This is a genomic window from Billgrantia saliphila (genome assembly GCF_002930105.1).
Taxonomy (GTDB): Bacteria; Pseudomonadota; Gammaproteobacteria; order Pseudomonadales; family Halomonadaceae; genus Halomonas; species Halomonas saliphila.
In genome coordinates this window covers 1-19,062 of the sequence record NZ_PJRN01000023.1, presented here as the reverse complement: position 1 = coordinate 19,062, position 19,062 = coordinate 1, and the positions used below count along the sequence as shown (strand labels likewise).

Annotated in this window: 16 protein-coding genes; 11 read left to right on the top strand and 5 right to left on the bottom strand. The window is 65.0% G+C overall.

The window, feature by feature from the left end; all coding sequences use genetic code 11:
* The first annotated feature begins 46 nt into the window (after positions 1-46).
* From CYJ07_RS18385 to CYJ07_RS18375, 3 genes are all read left to right on the top strand, one after another.
* On the top strand, positions 47-1,783 hold the full coding sequence (locus tag CYJ07_RS18385; protein WP_104205175.1) for a VRR-NUC domain-containing protein: 1,737 nt from the start codon (positions 47-49) through the stop codon (positions 1,781-1,783).
* Positions 1,780-4,089 carry an ATP-dependent DNA helicase gene (locus CYJ07_RS18380; RefSeq protein WP_104205174.1) on the top strand — a complete coding sequence of 770 codons (2,310 nt, stop codon included), beginning with the start codon at positions 1,780-1,782 and terminating at the stop codon, positions 4,087-4,089. Before CYJ07_RS18385 ends, CYJ07_RS18380 begins: the two co-directional genes overlap by 4 nt.
* A 95-nt stretch (positions 4,090-4,184) precedes the next feature.
* Positions 4,185-4,364 carry a PLDc N-terminal domain-containing protein gene (locus tag CYJ07_RS18375; protein WP_104205173.1) on the top strand — a complete coding sequence of 60 codons (180 nt, stop codon included), beginning with the start codon at positions 4,185-4,187 and terminating at the stop codon, positions 4,362-4,364.
* A gap of 24 nt (positions 4,365-4,388) precedes the next feature.
* Here CYJ07_RS18375 and CYJ07_RS18370 read toward each other — a convergent pair whose 3' ends face one another.
* The 3 genes from CYJ07_RS18370 to CYJ07_RS18360 all read right to left on the bottom strand — a co-directional run bounded on the left by CYJ07_RS18370 (position 4,389) and on the right by CYJ07_RS18360 (position 5,546).
* On the bottom strand, positions 4,389-4,595 hold the full coding sequence (locus CYJ07_RS18370; RefSeq protein ID WP_104205172.1) for a DUF3565 domain-containing protein: 207 nt from the start codon (positions 4,593-4,595) through the stop codon (positions 4,389-4,391).
* Between the two features lie 26 nt (positions 4,596-4,621).
* Positions 4,622-5,149, bottom strand: coding sequence for a GspH/FimT family pseudopilin (locus CYJ07_RS18365; protein WP_104205171.1), 528 nt, complete (start codon positions 5,147-5,149; stop codon positions 4,622-4,624).
* A 127-nt stretch (positions 5,150-5,276) separates the two neighbouring features.
* On the bottom strand, positions 5,277-5,546 hold the full coding sequence (locus CYJ07_RS18360) for a PP0621 family protein (protein ID WP_104205170.1): 270 nt from the start codon (positions 5,544-5,546) through the stop codon (positions 5,277-5,279).
* Between the two features lie 98 nt (positions 5,547-5,644).
* Between CYJ07_RS18360 and CYJ07_RS18355 the strand changes: the two genes are divergently transcribed.
* Complete coding sequence (locus tag CYJ07_RS18355; RefSeq protein WP_104205169.1) at positions 5,645-7,276, top strand: NAD+ synthase; 1,632 nt, start codon at positions 5,645-5,647, stop codon at positions 7,274-7,276.
* Positions 7,277-7,365: 89 nt separating this feature from the next.
* Here CYJ07_RS18355 and CYJ07_RS18350 read toward each other — a convergent pair whose 3' ends face one another.
* A complete protein-coding gene (locus tag CYJ07_RS18350) occupies positions 7,366-8,190 on the bottom strand; it encodes an outer membrane protein assembly factor BamD (protein WP_104205168.1) in 825 nt (274 codons plus the stop codon).
* A 118-nt stretch (positions 8,191-8,308) separates the two neighbouring features.
* Between CYJ07_RS18350 and rluD the strand changes: the two genes are divergently transcribed.
* From rluD to ilvN, 5 genes are all read left to right on the top strand, one after another.
* Positions 8,309-9,262 carry a 23S rRNA pseudouridine(1911/1915/1917) synthase RluD gene (rluD, locus tag CYJ07_RS18345; RefSeq protein ID WP_104205167.1) on the top strand — a complete coding sequence of 318 codons (954 nt, stop codon included), beginning with the start codon at positions 8,309-8,311 and terminating at the stop codon, positions 9,260-9,262.
* Between the two features lie 15 nt (positions 9,263-9,277).
* Positions 9,278-10,033, top strand: a complete 756-nt coding sequence (gene pgeF / locus CYJ07_RS18340; RefSeq protein ID WP_104205166.1) for a peptidoglycan editing factor PgeF — start codon at positions 9,278-9,280, stop codon at positions 10,031-10,033.
* A gap of 198 nt (positions 10,034-10,231) precedes the next feature.
* Entirely contained in the window at positions 10,232-12,814 is a 2,583-nt protein-coding gene (clpB, locus tag CYJ07_RS18335; protein ID WP_104205165.1) for an ATP-dependent chaperone ClpB, read from the top strand.
* Between the two features lie 533 nt (positions 12,815-13,347).
* Positions 13,348-15,072 carry an acetolactate synthase 3 large subunit gene (locus tag CYJ07_RS18330; RefSeq protein ID WP_104205164.1) on the top strand — a complete coding sequence of 575 codons (1,725 nt, stop codon included), beginning with the start codon at positions 13,348-13,350 and terminating at the stop codon, positions 15,070-15,072.
* On the top strand, positions 15,072-15,563 hold the full coding sequence (gene ilvN / locus CYJ07_RS18325; protein ID WP_104205163.1) for an acetolactate synthase small subunit: 492 nt from the start codon (positions 15,072-15,074) through the stop codon (positions 15,561-15,563). Before CYJ07_RS18330 ends, ilvN begins: the two co-directional genes overlap by 1 nt.
* Positions 15,564-15,747: 184 nt before the next feature.
* Here the strand turns inward: ilvN and ilvY are convergent, their stop codons facing one another.
* Positions 15,748-16,635, bottom strand: coding sequence for an HTH-type transcriptional activator IlvY (gene ilvY, locus CYJ07_RS18320; RefSeq protein ID WP_104205162.1), 888 nt, complete (start codon positions 16,633-16,635; stop codon positions 15,748-15,750).
* Positions 16,636-16,815: 180 nt separating this feature from the next.
* Between ilvY and ilvC the strand changes: the two genes are divergently transcribed.
* Both ilvC and pssA read left to right on the top strand, forming a co-directional pair.
* On the top strand, positions 16,816-17,832 hold the full coding sequence (gene ilvC, locus CYJ07_RS18315) for a ketol-acid reductoisomerase (protein WP_104205161.1): 1,017 nt from the start codon (positions 16,816-16,818) through the stop codon (positions 17,830-17,832).
* 145 nt (positions 17,833-17,977) lie between these two features.
* Positions 17,978-18,856, top strand: coding sequence for a CDP-diacylglycerol--serine O-phosphatidyltransferase (gene pssA, locus CYJ07_RS18310; RefSeq protein WP_104205160.1), 879 nt, complete (start codon positions 17,978-17,980; stop codon positions 18,854-18,856).
* The last annotated feature ends 206 nt before the right edge of the window (positions 18,857-19,062 follow it).

Below are 19,062 nucleotides of genomic sequence, written 5' to 3'. Positions count from 1 at the left end.
GAACATCGAGGCTGGCGAGGGACTGCAGGGCTGATATCATGGATACATGAACAGTATCCTGACGGCCGCTCCGGTCACCGCATCGCTCGACGACCCTTTCTACTACCTGGCGAACTTCCGCTTCGTACTCGGCTGGGTGGGTGAGCGCCACGGTGACTTGTTAACCCCGGAGGAGCATGATTTCCTGGCGGCATTCGATGCCCTGCCGCGAGCCTCCGGTGCGCTACTGGTACGCATGGTGATGCGCAAGGGCGAGTGCTTCCGCACGTCCAAGCTCGCCTATGCCGAGATCGGCGATCCCGAGCGTGCGCTGGCGCCGCTGCTCGCGGCCGGCTGGGTCGAAGCCGAACCGGCGCTGTCATTGGCCGAGCTGTTTCATCTGCTGCGCCTGGCCGAGTTGCGCCAGGCGCTGGCGGAGGAGGCCGCCGCCGCAGGGCTGCCGCGCTCGGCGAGCAAGGCGGCGCTGTGCGAGGCGCTGACGCCGCGCTTGTCCGGTGCGCGCCGGCTGGGCGACTGGTGGCCCGGCGCAGGCGAGGCATTGTCTGGAGAGCATATCGTGCGGCTGGCGGTTATGCCGCTGTGCGATCGGCTGCGACTGATGTTCTTCGGCAACCTGCGCCAGGACTGGGCCGAGTTCGTACTCACCGAGCTCGGCCTGCAGCGTTTCGAACAGGTCGAGCTGACACCCGATTCGCGCGCCTTTCGGCGTCGCGAGGAGGTGGATGCCTACCTGGCATTGGATCGCCTGCGCGAACGACTGGAGGAGGGGGAGTCGCCCGCTGCGCTGGCCGAGGAAGTCCCTGTATTGCCCGAGGACAACGCCTGGCTGGCGCAGCGCCGCGGCCGGCTGTGGTTCCGCTTGGCACAGGCGGCTGAACGCGAAACCCGCTACGCGCTGGCGCTGCGCCTCTACGAGCTGGGAGGCGAGGGGCCGGGAGGCCAGGTCCAGGCACGCATTCGCCGGTTGCGGTTGCTCGAGCGGCAGGGCGAGCACGAGCTGGCTCATGCGCTGGCGTCCGTGCTGGCGGCACCGCAGGCCAGCGAGCAGGAGACCCAGGCGCTCGAGCGTCTGCTGCCAAGGTTGCGGCGTCGGCTGGGGTTGCCTTCTACGCCGCGCCGGCTCGAAGCGACCCCGACACGCCTGGACCTCTGCCTGCCCTGTCCCGCGTCGGATATCTGGAGCGGCGTGGAATGTGCCGTGCGCGATCACCTGCATCGACCGCACGCGCCGGTCTATTACGTCGAGAATACGCTGCTTTCCGGCCTCTTCGGGCTGCTCTGCTGGCCGGCGCTCTTCGCGCCGTTGGCCGGTGCCTTCTTCCATCCGTTCCACCGTGGCCCCGCGGACCTGTACCACGATGACTTCGTCGCCCGCCGGCGCGAGCGCTTCGATGCCTGCCTGACCCGGCTCGATGACGGCAGCCACGCCGAAGCGATTCTCTCGACCTGGCACGCCAAGCACGGCTTGGCATCCCCTTTCGTCCATTGGGAGGGGCTCGACGAGGCGTTGCTCGAACAAGCGCTTGCCTGCCTGCCGGCGCAGCATCTCAAGGCCTGCTTCGAGCGGCTGCTGAGCGATCTCAAGGCCAATCGGGCCGGGCTGCCCGACCTGATTCAATTCCTGCCTGGTGAAGACAAGGGGCCGCGCTATCGGCTGATAGAGGTGAAGGGCCCCGGCGATCGCCTGCAGGACAACCAGCGGCGCTGGCTGGCGTTCTTTCGCCAGCACGGCGTGCCCGCCGTCGTCTGCCACGTCACCTGGCAGGATGGAGCGGCGCCATGAGCGACGCCCAAGCCCCGCACTATCGTGTGGCGGTGCGCGCCCTGTGCGACTTCACCGCTCGAGAAGGTGATCTGGATCACCGATTTACGCCATCGCCCAGCGCACGCGAGGGGATCGAGGGGCATGCGCTGGTGGCGGGCCGCCGCGCTGACGACTACGAGACCGAACTGCCGCTTTCCGGTCGTTATGAGGGGCTCGTCGTCAGCGGCCGGGCCGACGGTTACGATCCCGCTCGCAACCGCCTCGAGGAGATCAAGACCCACCGCGGCGACCTTTCGCGCATGGCGGCCAATCAGCGCGCCCTGCACTGGGCCCAGGTCAAGGTCTACGGGGCGCTGCTGTGCGCCGAGCGTGGGCTCGACGACGTGACCCTGGCGCTGGTCTATCTCGATATCGCCACCCAGCGCGAGACGCTGCTGACCCAGGCGGCAACGGCCACCGAGCTGAACGCCTTCTTCGCGGCGCAGTGCCGGCGTTTTCTCGACTGGGCCGAGCAGGAGCGCTGTCATCGCGAGCGGCGTGACCGGTGGCTAGCAGCGCTGCACTTCCCTCACGCCGAGTTCCGCTCCGGCCAGCGTGAGCTGGCGGAGAGCGTCTACAAGGCGGCGGCCACCGGGCGCTGCCTGTTGGCGCAGGCGCCCACCGGCATCGGCAAGACCATGGCGACGCTGTTCCCCACGCTCAAGGCGATGCCACGCCAGCGAATCGACCGGGTTGCCTTCCTGACCATGAAGACGCCGGGTCGGCGTCTGGCACTGGATGCCCTGGCTCAACTGGAGCTCGCCGAGCCATGTGAAGAGGGCGAATTCGGGCGGCCGGCGCTGCGGGTGCTGGAATTGGTGGCACGCAGCAAGGCCTGCGAGTATCCCGACAAGGCCTGCCACGGCGACGCCTGCCCGCTCGCCGCGGGTTTCTACGACCGGCTGCCGGCGGCGCGCCAGGCGGCGGTCGCCCGCGGCTGGCTCGACCGCGAGGCGCTGCGCGAGGTGGCTCTCGAGCATGACATCTGCCCGTACTACCTGGGTCAAGAGCTGGCACGCTGGAGCGATGTCTGCGTGGGCGACGTCAACCACTACTTCGACAGCAGCGCCCTGCTGCACGGCCTGGCCCAGGCCAATGGCTGGCGCCTGGCGCTGCTGGTGGACGAGGCTCATAATCTGGTGGACCGGGCGCGAGGCATGTACAGCGCCGAGCTCGATCAGCGTGCCTTTTCCCGACTGCATCGCAGTGCACCCGCGCCCTTGGTGAAGCCGATGGGCCGATTGGTTCGCCAGTGGCAGGGCCTGGTGCGCGAGCAGCGCGAGTCGGGCGCGGCGAAGGCGGAGTCGTCCGATTATGGCGTACTTGCGGCCCTGCCCCAGCGGTTGGTGGCAGCACTAAATCAGGCGGCGGTGGCGATCACCGACTACCTGGCCGAGCACCCCGGTGGCGCCGATGCGGCATTGCAGGAGCGGCTGTTCGAGGCGCTGGCGTTCATCCGCCTGGCCGAGACGTTCGGCGACCATTCGCTGTGCGATCTGAGCCAACCCGGGCGGGGCCAGGCAGTGCTCGGCCTGCGCAACCTGGTGCCGGCCGATTTTCTGGCGCCGCGTTTCGCGCAGGCGCACAGCACGGTGCTGTTCTCGGCCACGCTGAGCCCGCCGCGCTATTACCGCGACCTGCTGGGATTACCGTCGGATTGCGTCTGGCAGACGGTGACGACGCCGTTTCGCGCCGAGCAGCTCGAAGTGCGTATCCCGGGGGGCATCTCGACCCGCCTTCGTGACCGTGAGGCCTCGCTCGATCCTATCGTCGCCGAGCTGGCCGACCAGTATCGTCGCCAGCCTGGCCCCTATCTGGCTTTCTTCAGCAGCTTCGCCTATCTCGAGCGAGTGCTGGCGCGCCTGGCCGAGAGACAACCCGACGTGCCGACCTGGGCGCAGACCCGCGGCATGAGCGAGGCCGAGCGCGATGCTTTCCTGGCCCGTTTCCGGCCGGGCGGCCGCGGAATCGGCTTCGCGGTGCTGGGTGGCGCCTTCGGCGAGGGCGTCGACCTTCCCGGCGACCGCTTGATCGGCGCCTTCATTGCCACCCTGGGGCTGCCGCCCTTCGATCCCTTCAACGAGGCGCTCAAGGCCAGGCTGGAGACCCGCTTCGGCTGCGGCGACGCCTACGCGTACCGTATTCCCGGCCTGATCAAGGTGGTTCAGGCTGCCGGTCGCGTGATCCGCGATCCGCAGGACCGGGGCACGCTGGTGCTGCTGGACGACCGCTTCCGGCGCCCCGACGTCCGCCGCCTTCTGCCCGGGTGGTGGCGGGTCGACTGAACCGCTGAGTCACATATCGCTACAGTCCCGGTTTGTTAGCTGTGCCCGGGCGTGCTAATCCTAGAACCACATACCGCTGGACAAGGAGATGTCTAATGGGAATTGAAGTGGGCGGCCTGCTAGGCCTGATCTGGCTGATCATCCTGATCTGGGCCATCGTCAAGGTAGCCAAGAGTTCGGCCGGCACCTTCGCCAAGATCCTCTGGATCCTCGCGCTGCTGATTTTTCCGCTGGTCGGCCTGATCATCTGGCTATTAATGGGGCCAAAGGGGTAGCAGGCCTACCGCTCAAGGGGCGGATCATGGATTGTCGCGTGGCTCGCCCTGTTCGCATTTCACGCATTCGAGTTCGATACCGAGGCGCGAACGGCGTCCGGCTCGCGTCATGACCCAGGGACGCTCGATCCACGGCGGCTGATGGCGAACGTGCTGATTGTGACCGCAGGCCAGTTCGGCGACCCAATCACCCTCTTCGTCGCGATGGTAACCGGTAATGGGTTGCTGCATGACGGATCCCGTGATGACGTCCTGCATCAGCAGGTGAGGGGTTCGCCCAGCCGAACCCGGCCGAAATTGCTGAGCACCAATCGGGCGCCGCGGCCACTGCGGCCACAGATGCGGAAGGTCCCGTTGTGGCCCGCCGGGCGACCCAGAGCGCTGTAGCGTACGGGCTTGCCGTCCTGGCGGAACTCGACCGTGACGCCGCGGCCAGCTTCGAGAAGCCGTAGCAGATCATCGTCACCGAAGCTGCCGCTCGTTGCGGAACCCAGGACGATGGCCAGCGGGGCGTTCCAGTGTTGCTGGCTGCAGCTCGTGCGGTCGACGCTGGGGCAGACCGTCACCATCGAACGCCTGGCGATGGCGGTATTGCGGGCGAGGGAGAGCGCTGTGCGCAGCCGGTGCACCTCGGCGGCCACTTCTTGCCGCGCCGTCATCGCCTGCAGGCCGGGAACGGCCCAACCCAGCAGCAACATGGCCACGGCTATGACCGCCAACAATTCGAGAAGGGTCAGACCGCGCTGGCCGCCGGCGCCGGAGCGAAGGACATGCGTTGCGCCCATGGTGTGATGTCTCCCCTGCCGTAAGAAGGCCTCGTGTTATGAGGTCTCCACTCTAGGCGAGCGGGGCGCACGCTCCATCAGTTATTGCCGATACAATTTGTAAGCGATCGTCGTCGTGGCCTGACGGCTACTCGTTCTCGTCGGACTGTCGTTCCTGAAGATAACGGTCACGGTGGGCGCTGCTGCAGAACCACTCGCCCTTGTCGCGCAGGGCCTCGGATTCCGGCACGTGGACACTGCACCAGGCGCAGCGCACCATCTGGCCCTCGACCCGGTGGTTGTCATCCGCCATCGAGTCATCGTGATCGAGCTTCCACTGCCGATACATCCGATAGAGCTTGAGGCCGGCGAGGAACAGCACGGCGAAGATGATCAGGCGAATGATCAAGAGATTCATCCTTATTAGGCTCCCTGTCGGGGGCTAGCGGCTTTGCCAGCCGGACGCCCTTGCGGGACAATACGATGACTTCGGATTCTCAAGAGATTTCTACGCCCATGCAAGACTTGACGCTGGTGATGGCGCAGCTGGACCCGCTGGTAGGGGACATTCCCGGCAACGCCGATCGCGCCATCGAAGCCGTTCGCGAGGCACGCATCGAGCATGGTGCCGATATCGTGGTGTTCCCCGAGCTGTTCCTCAGCGGTTATCCGCCCGAGGACCTGCTGCTGCGCCCTTCCATGGAGACCCGTCTGCGCGAGGCACGCTCGCGCATGGCGGCGAAGATGTCGCGCGACGTGCTGGTGGTCATCGGCTATCCGGGACGCCGTGAGGGGCTGGGCTACAATCTGGCCGGGCTGCTCTATAACGGCGAGTGGATCGGCGAGTACGCCAAGCAGGCGTTACCCAATTACCAGGTGTTCGACGAGCGGCGCTACTTCGCCACCGGCGAGCGGAGCCTCGTGATCGAGCACAAGGGTGCCAGGATCGGCATTCTGATCTGTGAGGACCTGTGGAATGGCGAACCGGTGAGGGCGGCGCGCGACGACGGTGCCGATATCCTGATTACTCTCAACGCTTCGCCCTATCACCAGGACAAGCCGTCTGAGCGCCTGCGCCTGCTCGAGGAGCGAGCCGCCGAGGTGTCGCTGCCGCTGGTCTATGTCAATACCATCGGTGGCCAGGACGAGTTGGTCTTCGACGGCGGCTCGGCTTGCGTCGACGCCCAAGGTGAGCTGCGCGTGGTGGCGCCCTACTGGCAGGCGGGGCTGATGCCGGTGCAATTCGTGCAGGAGGCGGGTCGTTGGGTGCCGCGTGAAGGCGAGATCGAGCCCCTCGAGGAGCCCGAAGAGAGCCTCTACTGCGCGCTGGTCAGCGGCGTGCGCGATTACGTCAACAAGAGCGGCTTTCAGGGGGTGGTGCTGGGACTCTCCGGCGGCATCGACTCGGCCCTTACGCTTGCTATCGCCGTGGATGCGCTGGGGCCACAGCGCGTGCATGCGGTGATGATGCCGTATCGCTACACCGCCGACATCTCTCAGGAGGACGCCGCCGAGCAGGCTCGCCTGCTCGGCGTGCACTACGAAGTGCTGCCGATCGAGCCCATGGTGGACGCCTTCATGACCACGCTGGCCGATACCTTCGCCGGCACCGAGCGCGATACTACAGAAGAGAATCTGCAGTCTCGCTGTCGCGGCGTGCTGTTGATGGCCATCTCCAACAAGAAGGGGTTGATGGTGCTCACCACCGGCAACAAGAGCGAGATGGCGGTGGGTTATGCCACCCTCTACGGCGACATGGCGGGCGGCTTCAATGCGCTCAAGGACGTGTACAAGTCGTGGGTCTATCGCCTGGCGCGCTGGCGCAATACCCAGTCGCCGGCAATTCCCGAGCGTGTCATCACGCGTCCGCCTTCCGCCGAGCTGGCGCCGGACCAGAAGGATACCGACTCGCTGCCCGACTACGACGTGCTCGATGCCATCCTGGTGCGCTACATCGAGGGCGACATGAGCGCCGAGGCGATCATCGAAGCTGGATTCGAGCGCGAGGACGTCTATCAGGTGGTCAAGCTGGTCGACCGCAACGAGTACAAGCGGCGCCAGGCGCCGGTGGGCGTGCGGGTGACACCGCGGGGCTTCGGTCGGGATCGGCGCTATCCCATCGTCAATGCCTGGCAGCCGGGGGAGTAGGCTCTAGAGCCACGAGCCAAAAAGAACGCCACCGTCCGAATGGGCGGTGGCGTTCTGCTGTGAAGTCTGACTCTGCCAGCCTGCAGCTATCAGGCCGAGATCGACTCCGCATCGACGTGCTGTGGCTGGAAGGTGCGACCGCGTAGGCGATCGTGGCTCGGAGCGTTCTCAATCAGTACCTGGAGCACCTCGCGGGCGCGATCGCGCATGTCGAGTCCCAGGTAGCCTTCCACCATCACCGCCAGTGCATCGCGAGTGGCTTCCGCCTGGGGGTAATTCTCGACCACCCAGCGACCGCGCTCGACAGCGGCAAGATAGGCACCCTTGCGCAGATAGAAGTCAGCAACGTGCAGTTCATGGCGCGCTAGCACGTTGCGCAGATAGACGATGCGCTGCTCGGCGTCGGGGGCGTACTCGCTGTTCGGATAACGGGTGACCAGCTCGCGGAAATCGGCGTAGGCGTCGCGCGAGGCGCCGAGATCGCGCTTGGAGATGTCGATCAGACGCAGGCGTTCGAGGCTGAAGCGGCCGGCCTGCCACGAAGCCAGCCCGCGCATGTAGAGCGCATAGTCGGCTTGCGGATGCGTGGGATGCAGACGAATGAAGCGGCTGGCCGCGGCGCGCGTGGCTTCCCAGTCGTTGGTCTCATAGTAAGCGTAGATCAGCTCGAGCTGCGCCTGCTCGGCGTGACGCCCGAAGGGGAAGCGCGTATCGAGCGCTTCGAGACGAGTGATCGCGGAGGGGTAGCGTCCACCCTCGAGCGCATCACGCGCCTCGTCGTAGAGCTGCTGTTCGGCAACGCCTTCGAATTCGTCTTCCTCTTCTTCCGTGGCGGACCTGCCGGCACAACCGGTGACCAGGGCGGCGGCCAGTAGCATGGCAATAAGGCGTGTGGCGATGGGGGAAACGCGCATCGTGATCCTCGTGTCTAACAAGCCGTGTCGGCCGTGGTAGAATCGACCGTAACCCGCCCACTATAAAGCACCTCGCATGAAAACGCAGTCCGAGGATGCTGACAACGATAGTTCCCCTATGCCCCAGATCGTGGAAGCCCAGCAACGTGTGCCCGTTTCACTGGCCGGCTGCCGTCTCGACCAGGCCGCCGCCGAGCTCTTCGCCGACCATTCCCGCGAGCGTCTCAAGGGTTGGATCAAGGAGGGCACGCTGACCGTCGATGGCCGCCCGGGCAAGCCCAAGGACAGGATGGCGGGCGGCGAGTGGCTGCAGCTGGCGGCCACGATCGAGGAGGACGCTCGCTTCGAGCCCGAGGCGATACCGCTCGAGGCGGTGTACGAAGACGACGAGATCCTGGTGATCGACAAGCCGGCTGGTCTGGTGGTGCATCCGGCCGCGGGCAACCCCGACGGCACCTTGCTCAACGCCTTGCTGCATCACTGCCCGACGCTGGCTACCGTGCCGCGGGCCGGCATCGTGCACCGGCTGGACAAGGACACCACTGGCCTGATGGTGGTGGCCAAGACGTTGGCCGCGCAGACCGCATTGGTCGAGCAGCTGCAGGCACGCACGGTCTCCCGCGAGTACGATGCGGTCTGCGTGGGCGTGATGACCTCGGGCGGTACGGTGGATGCTCCCATCGGCCGGCATCCGAAGGATCGCAAGCGGCAGGCGGTGCACGTCAGCGGCAAACCGGCCGTGACCCATTACCGGGTGGTCGAGCGCTTCCGTGCGCATACCCATGTGCGCTGCCGGCTCGAGACCGGGCGCACTCACCAGATACGGGTGCACTTGGCGCATCGGCGCTTTCCGCTGGTCGGCGATCCGGTATACGGTGGGCGACTCAAGCTGCCGGCCGGGGCGGGAGAAGGGCTCAAGGTGCTGCTGCGCGAGTTTCCGCGTCAGGCGCTGCATGCCCGCAAGCTGGCCTTCGTACACCCCGGCAGCGGCGAGCCGGTCACGTTCCGTGCCGCCCTGCCCGACGACCTGCTCGCGCTGATCGATTACCTGCGCAACGACAGCGAAGCCTGAGCCGAGGAGCCTCGAATGAGCGACGCCCCCCACCTGCAACCGACCCTGATCGAGCCCGACTGGCCGGCGCCCATGAACGTGGGAGCCTTCGTCACCACCCGCGAGACCGGTCCGAGCCAGGGTGATTTCGCCTGCTTCAACCCCAGCGATAGGGTGGGCGACAACCCCGCCCACGTGGGGCTTTGCCGCCGCCTGCTCGGTGCCGAAATCGACGACGAACGGCCATTGCTGTGGCTGCGACAGGTGCACGGCGCCCGCGTGCAGGCTAGCTACACCGAGAAACTTCCCGAAGCCGATGCCTCGGTGGCTTTCGATCGCGGTCACGCCTGCGTGGTGCTGACCGCCGACTGCCTGCCGGTATTCTTCTGCGACCGCCAGGGAACGCGAGTCGGCGTGGCGCATGCCGGCTGGCGCGGGCTGGCCGGCGGTGTGCTCGAAGCCACGGTCGCAGCGCTCTCCACCCCGCCGGAAACGCTGATGGCCTGGCTGGGGCCGGCCATTTCCAACGCTCAGTTCGAGGTGGGGCCCGAGGTTCAGCAGGCCTTCGTCGGCGTGCACCCGGAAACCGCCGCCGCCTTCGACCCCAGCCCCTACCGCCTGGGTCACTACATGGCCGACCTCTACAAGCTTGCCCGCCTGCGCCTGGAGCGGCTCGGCGTGGCGCACATCAGCGGTGGCCACTTCTGCACCGCCTGCGAGTCACGCTTCTATTCCCATCGCCGCGACGAAGGGCGGACCGGACGCATGGCCAGCGTGATCTGGCTCAGGTAGCACCGGGCCACGAGCTTCGAGCATAACGATACACTGCAGCCTGCATCCCGCAACCTTGACCCGCGTCAAGCCGCCGCACTTCCCTCCTGGCCGATGACTTGAAAGCCGGCCACGCTGACTCCATTGAAGCTGTCAATACGATACGACAGGGCCAAGCGGTGCGTCCGAACGCACCGCCACCCCGATGGAGGAAAGCGAATGCGTTTCGACAAGTTCACCGCCAAGCTGCAGAACGCCGTGGCCGACGCCCAGTCCCTGGCCGTGGGACGGGGACACAACCAGCTCGAGCCCGGGCATCTGCTGCTGGCACTGCTCGATGCTCGCGACACCGGCATCAAGGCGCTCACTCAGAAGGCCGGCGGTGACGCCGCGCGGCTGCGTGATACCCTGGTGGGCCATCTCGATGATTTGCCCACGGTTGGTCAATTCACCGGCGAGGTCCAGCCCTCTCGCGACCTGATCAAGCTGTTCAACTTGACCGACCGCGAGGCGCAGCAGCGCGGCGACCAGTACATCGCCAGCGAGCTGGTCTTGCTTGCAGCACTCGAGATGGGCCATGCGGTGACTAAGCTGCTCAAGCAGGCGGGGATCACCCGTCAGGGGCTGGAGCAGGCCATTGACAGCGTGCGCGGCGGCGAGCGGGTCGATGATCCCAACGCCGAGGAGCAGCGCGAGGCGCTGGAAAAGTACACCCTCGATCTAACCGAACGTGCCGCCGAAGGTAAGCTCGACCCGGTGATCGGCCGCGACGACGAGATCCGCCGCACCATTCAGGTGCTGCAGCGCCGCACCAAGAACAACCCGGTACTGATCGGTGAGCCCGGCGTGGGCAAGACCGCCATCGTCGAGGGCCTGGCCCAGCGCATCGTCAACGGCGAGGTGCCGGAAGGGCTCAAGGACAAGCGTGTACTGTCGCTGGACATGGGCTCGCTGCTGGCCGGGGCCAAGTTCCGCGGCGAGTTCGAGGAGCGCCTGAAGTCGGTACTCAAGGAACTGGCCCAGGAGGAGGGCCGGGTGATCCTGTTCATCGACGAGCTGCACACCATGGTCGGCGCCGGTAAGGCCGAGGGCGCCATGGACGCCGGCAACATGCTCAAGCCGGCGCTGGCGCGCGGCGAGCTGCACTGCGTGGGTGCCACTACCCTCGACGAGTATCGCAAGTACATCGAGAAGGATGCCGCACTCGAGCGGCGTTTCCAGAAAGTGCTGGTCGACGAGCCCTCCGAGGAGGATACCGTGGCGATTCTGCGCGGCCTTAAGGAGCGCTACGAGGTACACCACAAGGTCGATATCACCGACGGTGCCATCATCGCCGCGGCCAAGCTCTCGACCCGCTATATCACCGACCGCCAGCTGCCCGACAAGGCCATCGACCTGATCGATGAGGCCTCCTCGCGCATCCGCATGGAGCTCGACTCCAAGCCCGAGGAGATGGACCGTCTCGACCGTCGGCTGATCCAGCTCAAGATGGAGCGCGAGCACCTCAAGAAGGAGACCGACGAGGCCTCAAAGAAGCGTCTCGAGAGCCTCCAGGAGCAGATTGACGACCTGGAGCGCGAGTACGCCGATCTCGACGAGATCTGGAAGGCCGAGAAGGCCAGCATCCAAGGGGCGGGACAGTTCAAGGAGGAGCTCGAGCGTGCCCGCATTGACTTGGAGCAGGCGCGCCGCCAGGGCGATCTCGGCCGCATGTCGGAGCTGCAGTACGGCGTGATTCCCGAGCTCGAGAAGAAAATCGCCGAGTCGAGCGAAACCGAGGCCGACATCTCGCAGCACAAGCTGTTGCGTTCCAACGTCACCGAGGAGGAGATCGCCGAGGTGGTCTCGCGCTGGACCGGCATTCCAGTGGCCAAGATGCTGGAGGGCGAGCGCGACAAGCTGCTGCGCATGGAAGAAGCGCTGCATCAGCGGGTGATCGGCCAGGAGGAGGCGGTCACCGCAGTGGCCAACGCCGTGCGCCGTTCGCGTGCCGGGCTCGCCGATCCCAACCGGCCCAACGGCTCGTTCCTGTTCCTCGGTCCGACCGGGGTAGGCAAGACCGAGCTGTGCAAGGCGCTGGCCAACTTCCTCTTCGATACCGAGGAGGCGATGGTGCGTATCGACATGTCGGAGTTCATGGAGAAGCACTCCGTGGCGCGGCTGATCGGTGCGCCTCCCGGCTACGTGGGCTACGAGGAGGGTGGTTACCTGACCGAGGCGGTGCGGCGCAAGCCCTACTCGGTGCTGCTGCTCGACGAGGTGGAGAAGGCCCACCCCGACGTCTTCAACATTCTGCTGCAGGTGCTCGAGGACGGACGACTCACCGATGGTCAGGGGCGTACCGTGGACTTTCGCAATACGGTGATCGTGATGACCTCGAACATGGGCTCGGACATCATCCAGCGCATGGGCGGTGCCGAGGAGCAGTACGAGGAGATGAAGCGTGCGGTGATGGATGTGGTCGGCACGCATTTCCGCCCCGAGCTGATCAACCGCATCGACGAGGTGGTGGTGTTCCACGCCCTGCGTCAGGAGCAGATCGAGGCGATCGCCGGCATCCAGCTCGACCGCCTGCGTGCCCGCCTGGCCGAACACGGCATGCGGCTCGAGGTCAGCGACGAGGCCATGGCTCAGCTCGCCCTGGCGGGTTTTGACCCTGTGTTCGGTGCGCGTCCGCTCAAGCGTGCGATCCAGAGCCGCATCGAGAACCCGCTGGCCCAGGATCTGTTGTCCGGTCGCTTCGCCACCGGCGATGTCATTCACGTCGAAACCGAAGGCGACAAACTGGTGTTTCGAACGTAATACCAACCCTTACGCATTCGCCAGCCATGTGGCTGGCGAGCGTCTACACTGCTCTATAGGTTGCGTCCTGTAACCCCCTTGCCCGCCTGCTCTCAGCCGGCGGGCTTTTTTACTCATCGGTTCGACTCCCCGAACCTCATTCGAAAGTGCGAGCCGTGGCGGCCAAGCTGTCGACGCGGCGGTTGACACTGCCGCATGGCTATTGGAATCTTGAGCGTTCCTGATTTGCGGGCACGGATATTGAAGGGCGATCCCCCATCCCCGTGCGAAGGGTAGGCCGATGGGCCTCTACCCGCCGAAGGACTCCGGAACCGGCCAACCGCCGGATTCGGCCAACGCCCCGACGCGGCGATCCGCCGTGATGAGAGTGCAGGCCCCAACCGGGCCAGTGGGATGCGTACCGTCACGGTCGCATCCAATGCCAGGGTTTGGCATCAGGTGCCGGCAAGGCCGGCAGCGGCGTACCGCCGCACTCGACCCCGTGCCCATCCTGGGCGCGGATCGCACTCGAGACCTCCAGGGGAGATACACAAGTGGAATTGCTTTCCGGCGCGGATATGATCGCTCGATTCCTGCAGGATGAAGGGGTCGAATATATCTATGGCTATCCCGGCGGCGCGGCGCTGCATATCTACGATGCGCTGTTCCGCCAGGACAAGGTCAAGCACATCCTGGTGCGCCACGAACAGGCGGCGACCCATGCCGCCGACGGCTACGCCCGGGCCTCCGGCAAGCCCGGCGTGGTCCTGGTCACCTCCGGCCCCGGGGCCACCAACGCCGTCACCGGCATCGCCACCGCCTACATGGACTCGATTCCCATGGTGGTTCTGTGCGGCCAGGTGATGAGCCATTTGATCGGTGACGACGCCTTTCAGGAAACCGACATCATCGGCGTGACCCGCCCGATCGTGAAGCACAGCTTCTCGATCAAGCACCCGACCGAGATTCCGGAAGTGCTGAAAAAGGCCTTCTACCTGGCCGCGACCGGACGTCCCGGTCCGGTGGTGGTGGACATTCCCAAGGACATGACCGCTCCCACCGAGCGCTACGAGTATGTCTATCCGAAGAAGGTCAAGATGCGCTCCTACAATCCGGTGGCGCGCGGACATACCGGCCAGATCAAGAAGGCCGTGGAGATGATGCTCAAGGCCAAGCGGCCGGTGTTCTATACCGGCGGCGGAGTGATCACCGGGCGCGCCTGCGAGGGCCTGACCGATCTGGTCAAGCGCCTGGGCTATCCCATCACCACGACGCTGATGGGCATCGGCTCCTACCCGCAGAGCGATCGCCAGTGCCTGGGTTGGCTGGGCATGCACGGCTCCTACGAATCCAACATGGCCATGCACCACGCCGATTTGATCATCGCCATCGGCGCGCGTTTCGACGACCGCGTGACCAACAACACCTCCAAGTTCTGTCCTACGGCCAAGATCATCCATGTCGACATCGACCCCAGCTCGGTGTCGAAGACGGTGCGTGCCGACGTGCCGATCGTGGGGCCGGCGGCCAGCGTCATCGATGAAATGATCAGTCTGGTACAGGGCAAGGAGATCGCCCACCCCGAGGCGCTGACCGAGTGGTGGCAGAAGATCGACGGCTGGCGCGAGGAGCGCCGCGGCAAGCTCTACGAGCCGTCGAAGCCGGGCGAGCAGCTCAAGCCGCAGGAGGTGATCGAGGCGCTGTGCGAAGTGACGCGCGGCGAGGCGTATGTGACCACCGACGTGGGCCAGCACCAGATGTTCGCCGCCCAGTACTACAAGTTCGACAAACCCAACCGCTTCATCACCTCGGGCGGGCTCGGCACCATGGGCTTCGGCTTCCCGGCGGCCATGGGCATCAAGCAGAACTTTCCCGAGGAGCAAGTGATCTGCGTCACCGGTGAGGGCAGCTTCCAGATGATGATGCAGGAGCTCTCCACCTGTAAGCAATTCGGCGGGGGCGTCAAGATCATCAACCTCAACAACGCGTCGCTGGGCATGGTGCGACAGTGGCAGGACCTCAACTACAAGTCGCGGCACGCGCACTCCTACATGGAGTCGCTGCCGGATTTCTCCAAGCTGATCGAGGCGTATGGCTTCACCGCGCTGCGGGTGGAGACGATGGATGAGCTGCGTCCGGCGCTGGAGCGCACCTTCGCCGACAAGCATGAGCTGGTGTTCGTCGATGTGATCGTCGACCCCCGCGAGCACGTTTATCCGATGCAGGTGCCTCTGGGCTCCATGCGTGACATGCTGCTTTCCAAGACGGAGCGGACCTGATGCGCCATATCATCTCGATTCTCATGGAAAACGAACCGGGCGCATTGTCTCGCGTGGTGGGGCTGTTCTCGCAGCGCAACTTCAATATCGAGACGCTCAACGTGGCGCCGACCGAGGATCCATCGCTGTCGAGGCTGACCGTGACCACCGTCGGCGACGATCGCGTGATCGAACAGATCACCAAACACCTCAACAAGCTGATCGACGTGATCAAGCTGGTCGACCTCACCGAGGGCAACCACATCGAGCGCGAGCTGATGCTGGTGAAGGTCAAGGCCTTGGGAGCGGCACGCGACGAGGTCAAGCGTACCGTCGACATCTTTCGTGCACAGATCGTCGACGTTACGCCGAGCCTCTACACTGTGCAGATCACCGGCGATGCCTCCAAGCTCGATGCCTTCCTGCAGGCCATGGGGCCGGTGGGGATCCTCGAGGTGGCGCGAACCGGGGTTTCCGGTATCGCCCGGGGCGACAAGGTGCTTTCGCTCTGATTTACTACTGCGCTCGATATCTCGGCCACCGGCGGTGTCGAGGCGTCGAACCGTCGCAATCCTCATTGAGCAGCCAGTCAACTCCGGGTGCTGCGCTCCGGCGGTGGCCGACCTATCTTCGCTCGTGACGTAAATCTACATTCTGCAGAATGTTACAGCCGTCCTTCGGGGCGGCTTTTTCGTCTCAGCGCTCCGTGACCGTGTCCCAAAGCGCCTGGATCAGCGGGCTCTTGAGCTGACGATTCAGCGCGCACAGGCCGACGTCGTAGTGGGGCAGCTCGGGTTTCACCGGTAGCAGGCGTACCCGCTCGGCAAGTGGGCTGTTGTCGAGCACGATCTTCGGCACCACGCCGATGCCGAAGCCGAGCCCCACCATGCTGACGATTGCCTCGTGACCGGCGACCTGGGCGTAGATGGTCGGCGCCACGCCCAGCGCCCGGAACCACGTATCGGTGTAATCGCGGGACAGTCCCGCCTCGGAAAGCACCATCGGCACGCCCTGCCACTGCTCGGCGGAAGGGGAGTCGGGCGTGGCGGGGATCCACGCGGCCTGCTCCACCGGGGCGATGAACACCAGCGGCGATCGCGTCAGCGATTTGAAGGCCAGCGCCACGGGGGCGCTCCTGGGGCGAGGCGTGATCGCCATGTCCTCTTCGCCGGCCAGCACCCGGCTCATCGATTCCGCCGGGTCGCCGGTATGCAACTTGAGCTCGATTCGCGGATGGCGCAAGCGGAAGTCGCTGAGCAGGTCATAGAGGAAGCTGTAGCTGGCGGTCACCGAGCAGTAGATGCTGATTTCGCCGATGAGTTCGCCGGCCTGTCGGCTCAGGGTATGGCGCAACAGCTCCCACTGGGCCAGGGCTTCCCGCGCATATTCCTGAAAGTGCCGACCTTGCGGTGTCATGGTGACGTGGCGGTTGTCTCGCACGAAGAGCGGGGCGTCGAGCGTCTCCTCGAGCTGGCGAATGGTGCGGGAAAGCGTCGAGGGGCTGACGTGGCACAGCTCGCTGGCACGACCGAAGTGCAACGTATCGGCAAGAGCGAGAAACTGTTTGAGAGGGCGCATGTCCATTCTTCGAGTATTGCATGAATCGGCATGTAATGTTGCAAATATCGCGTTTTACGCAACATAGCCTTGGCGTTAAGGTGGAGCCATCGAATGAGCCGACTCCCAGCGCCGCGTCAGACGGCGCGGGTGGCCATCAACGCTGACACGAACGCATTTCAACCCTTCGCTTCCAGGAGCAATACCATGCGCGTCTACTACGACAAGGATTGCGACCTCGCCCTCATCCAAGGCAAGAAGGTCACCATCGTGGGCTACGGTTCACAGGGCCACGCCCATGCCAACAACCTCAAGGAGTCCGGGGTCGATGTCACCGTCGCCCTGCGCTCGGGCTCTTCCTCCGCGGCCAAGGCCGAAGGGGCCGGCCTCAAGGTCGCTTCCGTCGAGGAGGCGTGCAAGAGTGCCGACGTGGTAATGCTCCTGGCGCCGGACGAGAACCAGAAGGCGATCTACGAGAACCAGGTCGAGCCGAACCTGAAGGAAGGTGCCACGCTGGCCTTCGCCCATGGCTTCAACATCCACTACAACCAGATCGAGCCGCGCCGCGACCTCGACGTGATCATGGTGGCTCCCAAGGCGCCCGGACACACCGTACGCTCCGAGTTCGTCAAGGGTGGCGGCATCCCCGATCTCATCGCCATCCACCAGGATGCCTCGGGCAAGGCCAAGGAGCTAGCGCTTTCCTACGCCGCAGCTATCGGCGGCGGTCGCAGCGGCATCATCGAGACCACCTTCAAGGACGAGACCGAGACCGACCTGTTCGGCGAGCAAGCCGTGCTGTGCGGCGGTGCCGTTGAGCTGGTCAAGGCCGGTTTCGAGACGCTGACGGAGGCCGGTTACGCTCCGGAAATGGCCTACTTCGAGTGCCTGCACGAGCTCAAGCTGATCGTCGATCTGATGTACGAGGGCGGCATCGCCAACATGAACTACTCCATCTCCAACAACGCGGAGTACGGCGAGTACGTGACCGGTCCCGAGGTGATCAACGAGCAGTCTCGCCAGGCCATGCGCAATGCGCTCAAGCGCATCCAGACCGGCGAGTACGCCAAGATGTTCATCCAGGAGGGCAACACCAACTATCCCTCGATGACCGCGCGTCGCCGCCTGAACGCCGAACACGATATCGAGCAGGTGGGGGCCAAGCTGCGGGGCATGATGCCATGGATCGCCGCCAACCAGCTGGTCGACAAGACCAAGAACTGAACGGCAAGCCAGTCCGTTCGAGAGGGGCGCGGTCATCCGCGCCCTTTTTGCGTTCATCGTGTCGTACGCTTTTCGCCTAGTCGCCACCGTGTAGAATGAAACGTACCACCTGCGGGTGACCTTTTTCTGGCAACGGACGAGACGAATGAGTCAAGATCCAAGCAATAGCGAACGCACATCCCGTCCCGACAGCGTCGATCCCGGGGCGGACGAGCAGGAGCAGACGCCGTCGGGTGAGGAAGATCTGGCCGCCGCCTTCTTGCGCGAGACCGAAGTTGTCGAGGAGTCGATCGAGGATGGCAAGAAGGTCAGGCGCAGGGGGATCTATCTGCTTCCCAACCTGTTTACCACCTCGGCGCTGTTCGCCGGTTTCTTTGCGGTGGTGGCCGGGATCAATGGCGACTTCACCGCAGCCGCCGTAGCCATCTTCATCGCCATGGTGCTCGATGGTTTGGACGGTCGGGTCGCGCGGCTAACCAATACCCAGAGCGCCTTCGGCGCCGAGTACGACAGCCTCTCGGACATGCTCTCCTTCGGCGTCGCCCCGGCGCTGGTGGCGTTCACCTGGATTCTGCAGGACATCGGCAAGACCGGCTGGGTCGTGGCTTTCCTCTATGTCGCCTGTGCCGCTCTGCGGCTGGCCCGCTTCAACGTGCAGATAGGGAGCGTCGACAAGAAGTGGTTCATCGGCCTGCCCAGTCCGTCGGCTGCTGCCCTGGTGGCGGCAAGCGTATGGACCTTCCACAGCTTCGATGCCGACGCCGTCGGTTTCAAGCTGTTGATGCTGCTGGTGGTTGCCGCGGCGGGCGTGCTCATGGTGAGCAATATCCGCTACTACAGCTTCAAGGACATCGATCTCAAGGGACCGGTGCCCTTCGTGGTCCTGCTCGCCATCGTGCTGGGGTTCGTGGTGATCTCGCTCGAACCCTCCGTGATGCTGCTGCTGCTATTCGGCACCTATGTGGCCTCGGGGCCGGTGCTGGCCACCATGCGCAAGATGAAGCACTCGCCTCCCGAGAGCTGAGGAGGTTCTCTCCTTTGCATCGACGCCCGCCTCGTGCGGGCGTTTTCGACGGTGGCGGTCGCGCCCGTTTCATCCACAGGCCCGGCACGGCGAGGGCCTGTGGATAGCTTCGCCGTCATCGCCCCGTCACCGTCCTGAAACTTTTTGACAAGCGGCCCTTGCAGGGGCGCGAGGAAAACCGTAAAGTACGCATCCGCTGCCGGCGA

Excerpts from the sequence above, each read along its gene's own strand:
- CYJ07_RS18385 (WP_104205175.1), top strand. The coding sequence starts at position 47 with ATGAACAGTATCCTGACGGCCGCTCCGGTCACCGCATCGCTCGACGAC.
- CYJ07_RS18380 (WP_104205174.1), top strand. The coding sequence starts at position 1,780 with ATGAGCGACGCCCAAGCCCCGCACTATCGTGTGGCGGTGCGCGCCCTG.
- CYJ07_RS18375 (WP_104205173.1), top strand. The coding sequence starts at position 4,185 with ATGGGAATTGAAGTGGGCGGCCTGCTAGGCCTGATCTGGCTGATCATC.
- CYJ07_RS18370 (WP_104205172.1), bottom strand. The coding sequence starts at position 4,595 with ATGCAGCAACCCATTACCGGTTACCATCGCGACGAAGAGGGTGATTGG.
- CYJ07_RS18365 (WP_104205171.1), bottom strand. The coding sequence starts at position 5,149 with ATGGGCGCAACGCATGTCCTTCGCTCCGGCGCCGGCGGCCAGCGCGGT.
- CYJ07_RS18360 (WP_104205170.1), bottom strand. The coding sequence starts at position 5,546 with ATGAATCTCTTGATCATTCGCCTGATCATCTTCGCCGTGCTGTTCCTC.
- CYJ07_RS18355 (WP_104205169.1), top strand. The coding sequence starts at position 5,645 with ATGCAAGACTTGACGCTGGTGATGGCGCAGCTGGACCCGCTGGTAGGG.
- CYJ07_RS18350 (WP_104205168.1), bottom strand. The coding sequence starts at position 8,190 with ATGCGCGTTTCCCCCATCGCCACACGCCTTATTGCCATGCTACTGGCC.
- rluD (WP_104205167.1), top strand. The coding sequence starts at position 8,309 with ATGCCCCAGATCGTGGAAGCCCAGCAACGTGTGCCCGTTTCACTGGCC.
- pgeF (WP_104205166.1), top strand. The coding sequence starts at position 9,278 with ATGAGCGACGCCCCCCACCTGCAACCGACCCTGATCGAGCCCGACTGG.
- clpB (WP_104205165.1), top strand. The coding sequence starts at position 10,232 with ATGCGTTTCGACAAGTTCACCGCCAAGCTGCAGAACGCCGTGGCCGAC.
- ilvN (WP_104205163.1), top strand. The coding sequence starts at position 15,072 with ATGCGCCATATCATCTCGATTCTCATGGAAAACGAACCGGGCGCATTG.
- ilvY (WP_104205162.1), bottom strand. The coding sequence starts at position 16,635 with ATGGACATGCGCCCTCTCAAACAGTTTCTCGCTCTTGCCGATACGTTG.
- ilvC (WP_104205161.1), top strand. The coding sequence starts at position 16,816 with ATGCGCGTCTACTACGACAAGGATTGCGACCTCGCCCTCATCCAAGGC.
- pssA (WP_104205160.1), top strand. The coding sequence starts at position 17,978 with ATGAGTCAAGATCCAAGCAATAGCGAACGCACATCCCGTCCCGACAGC.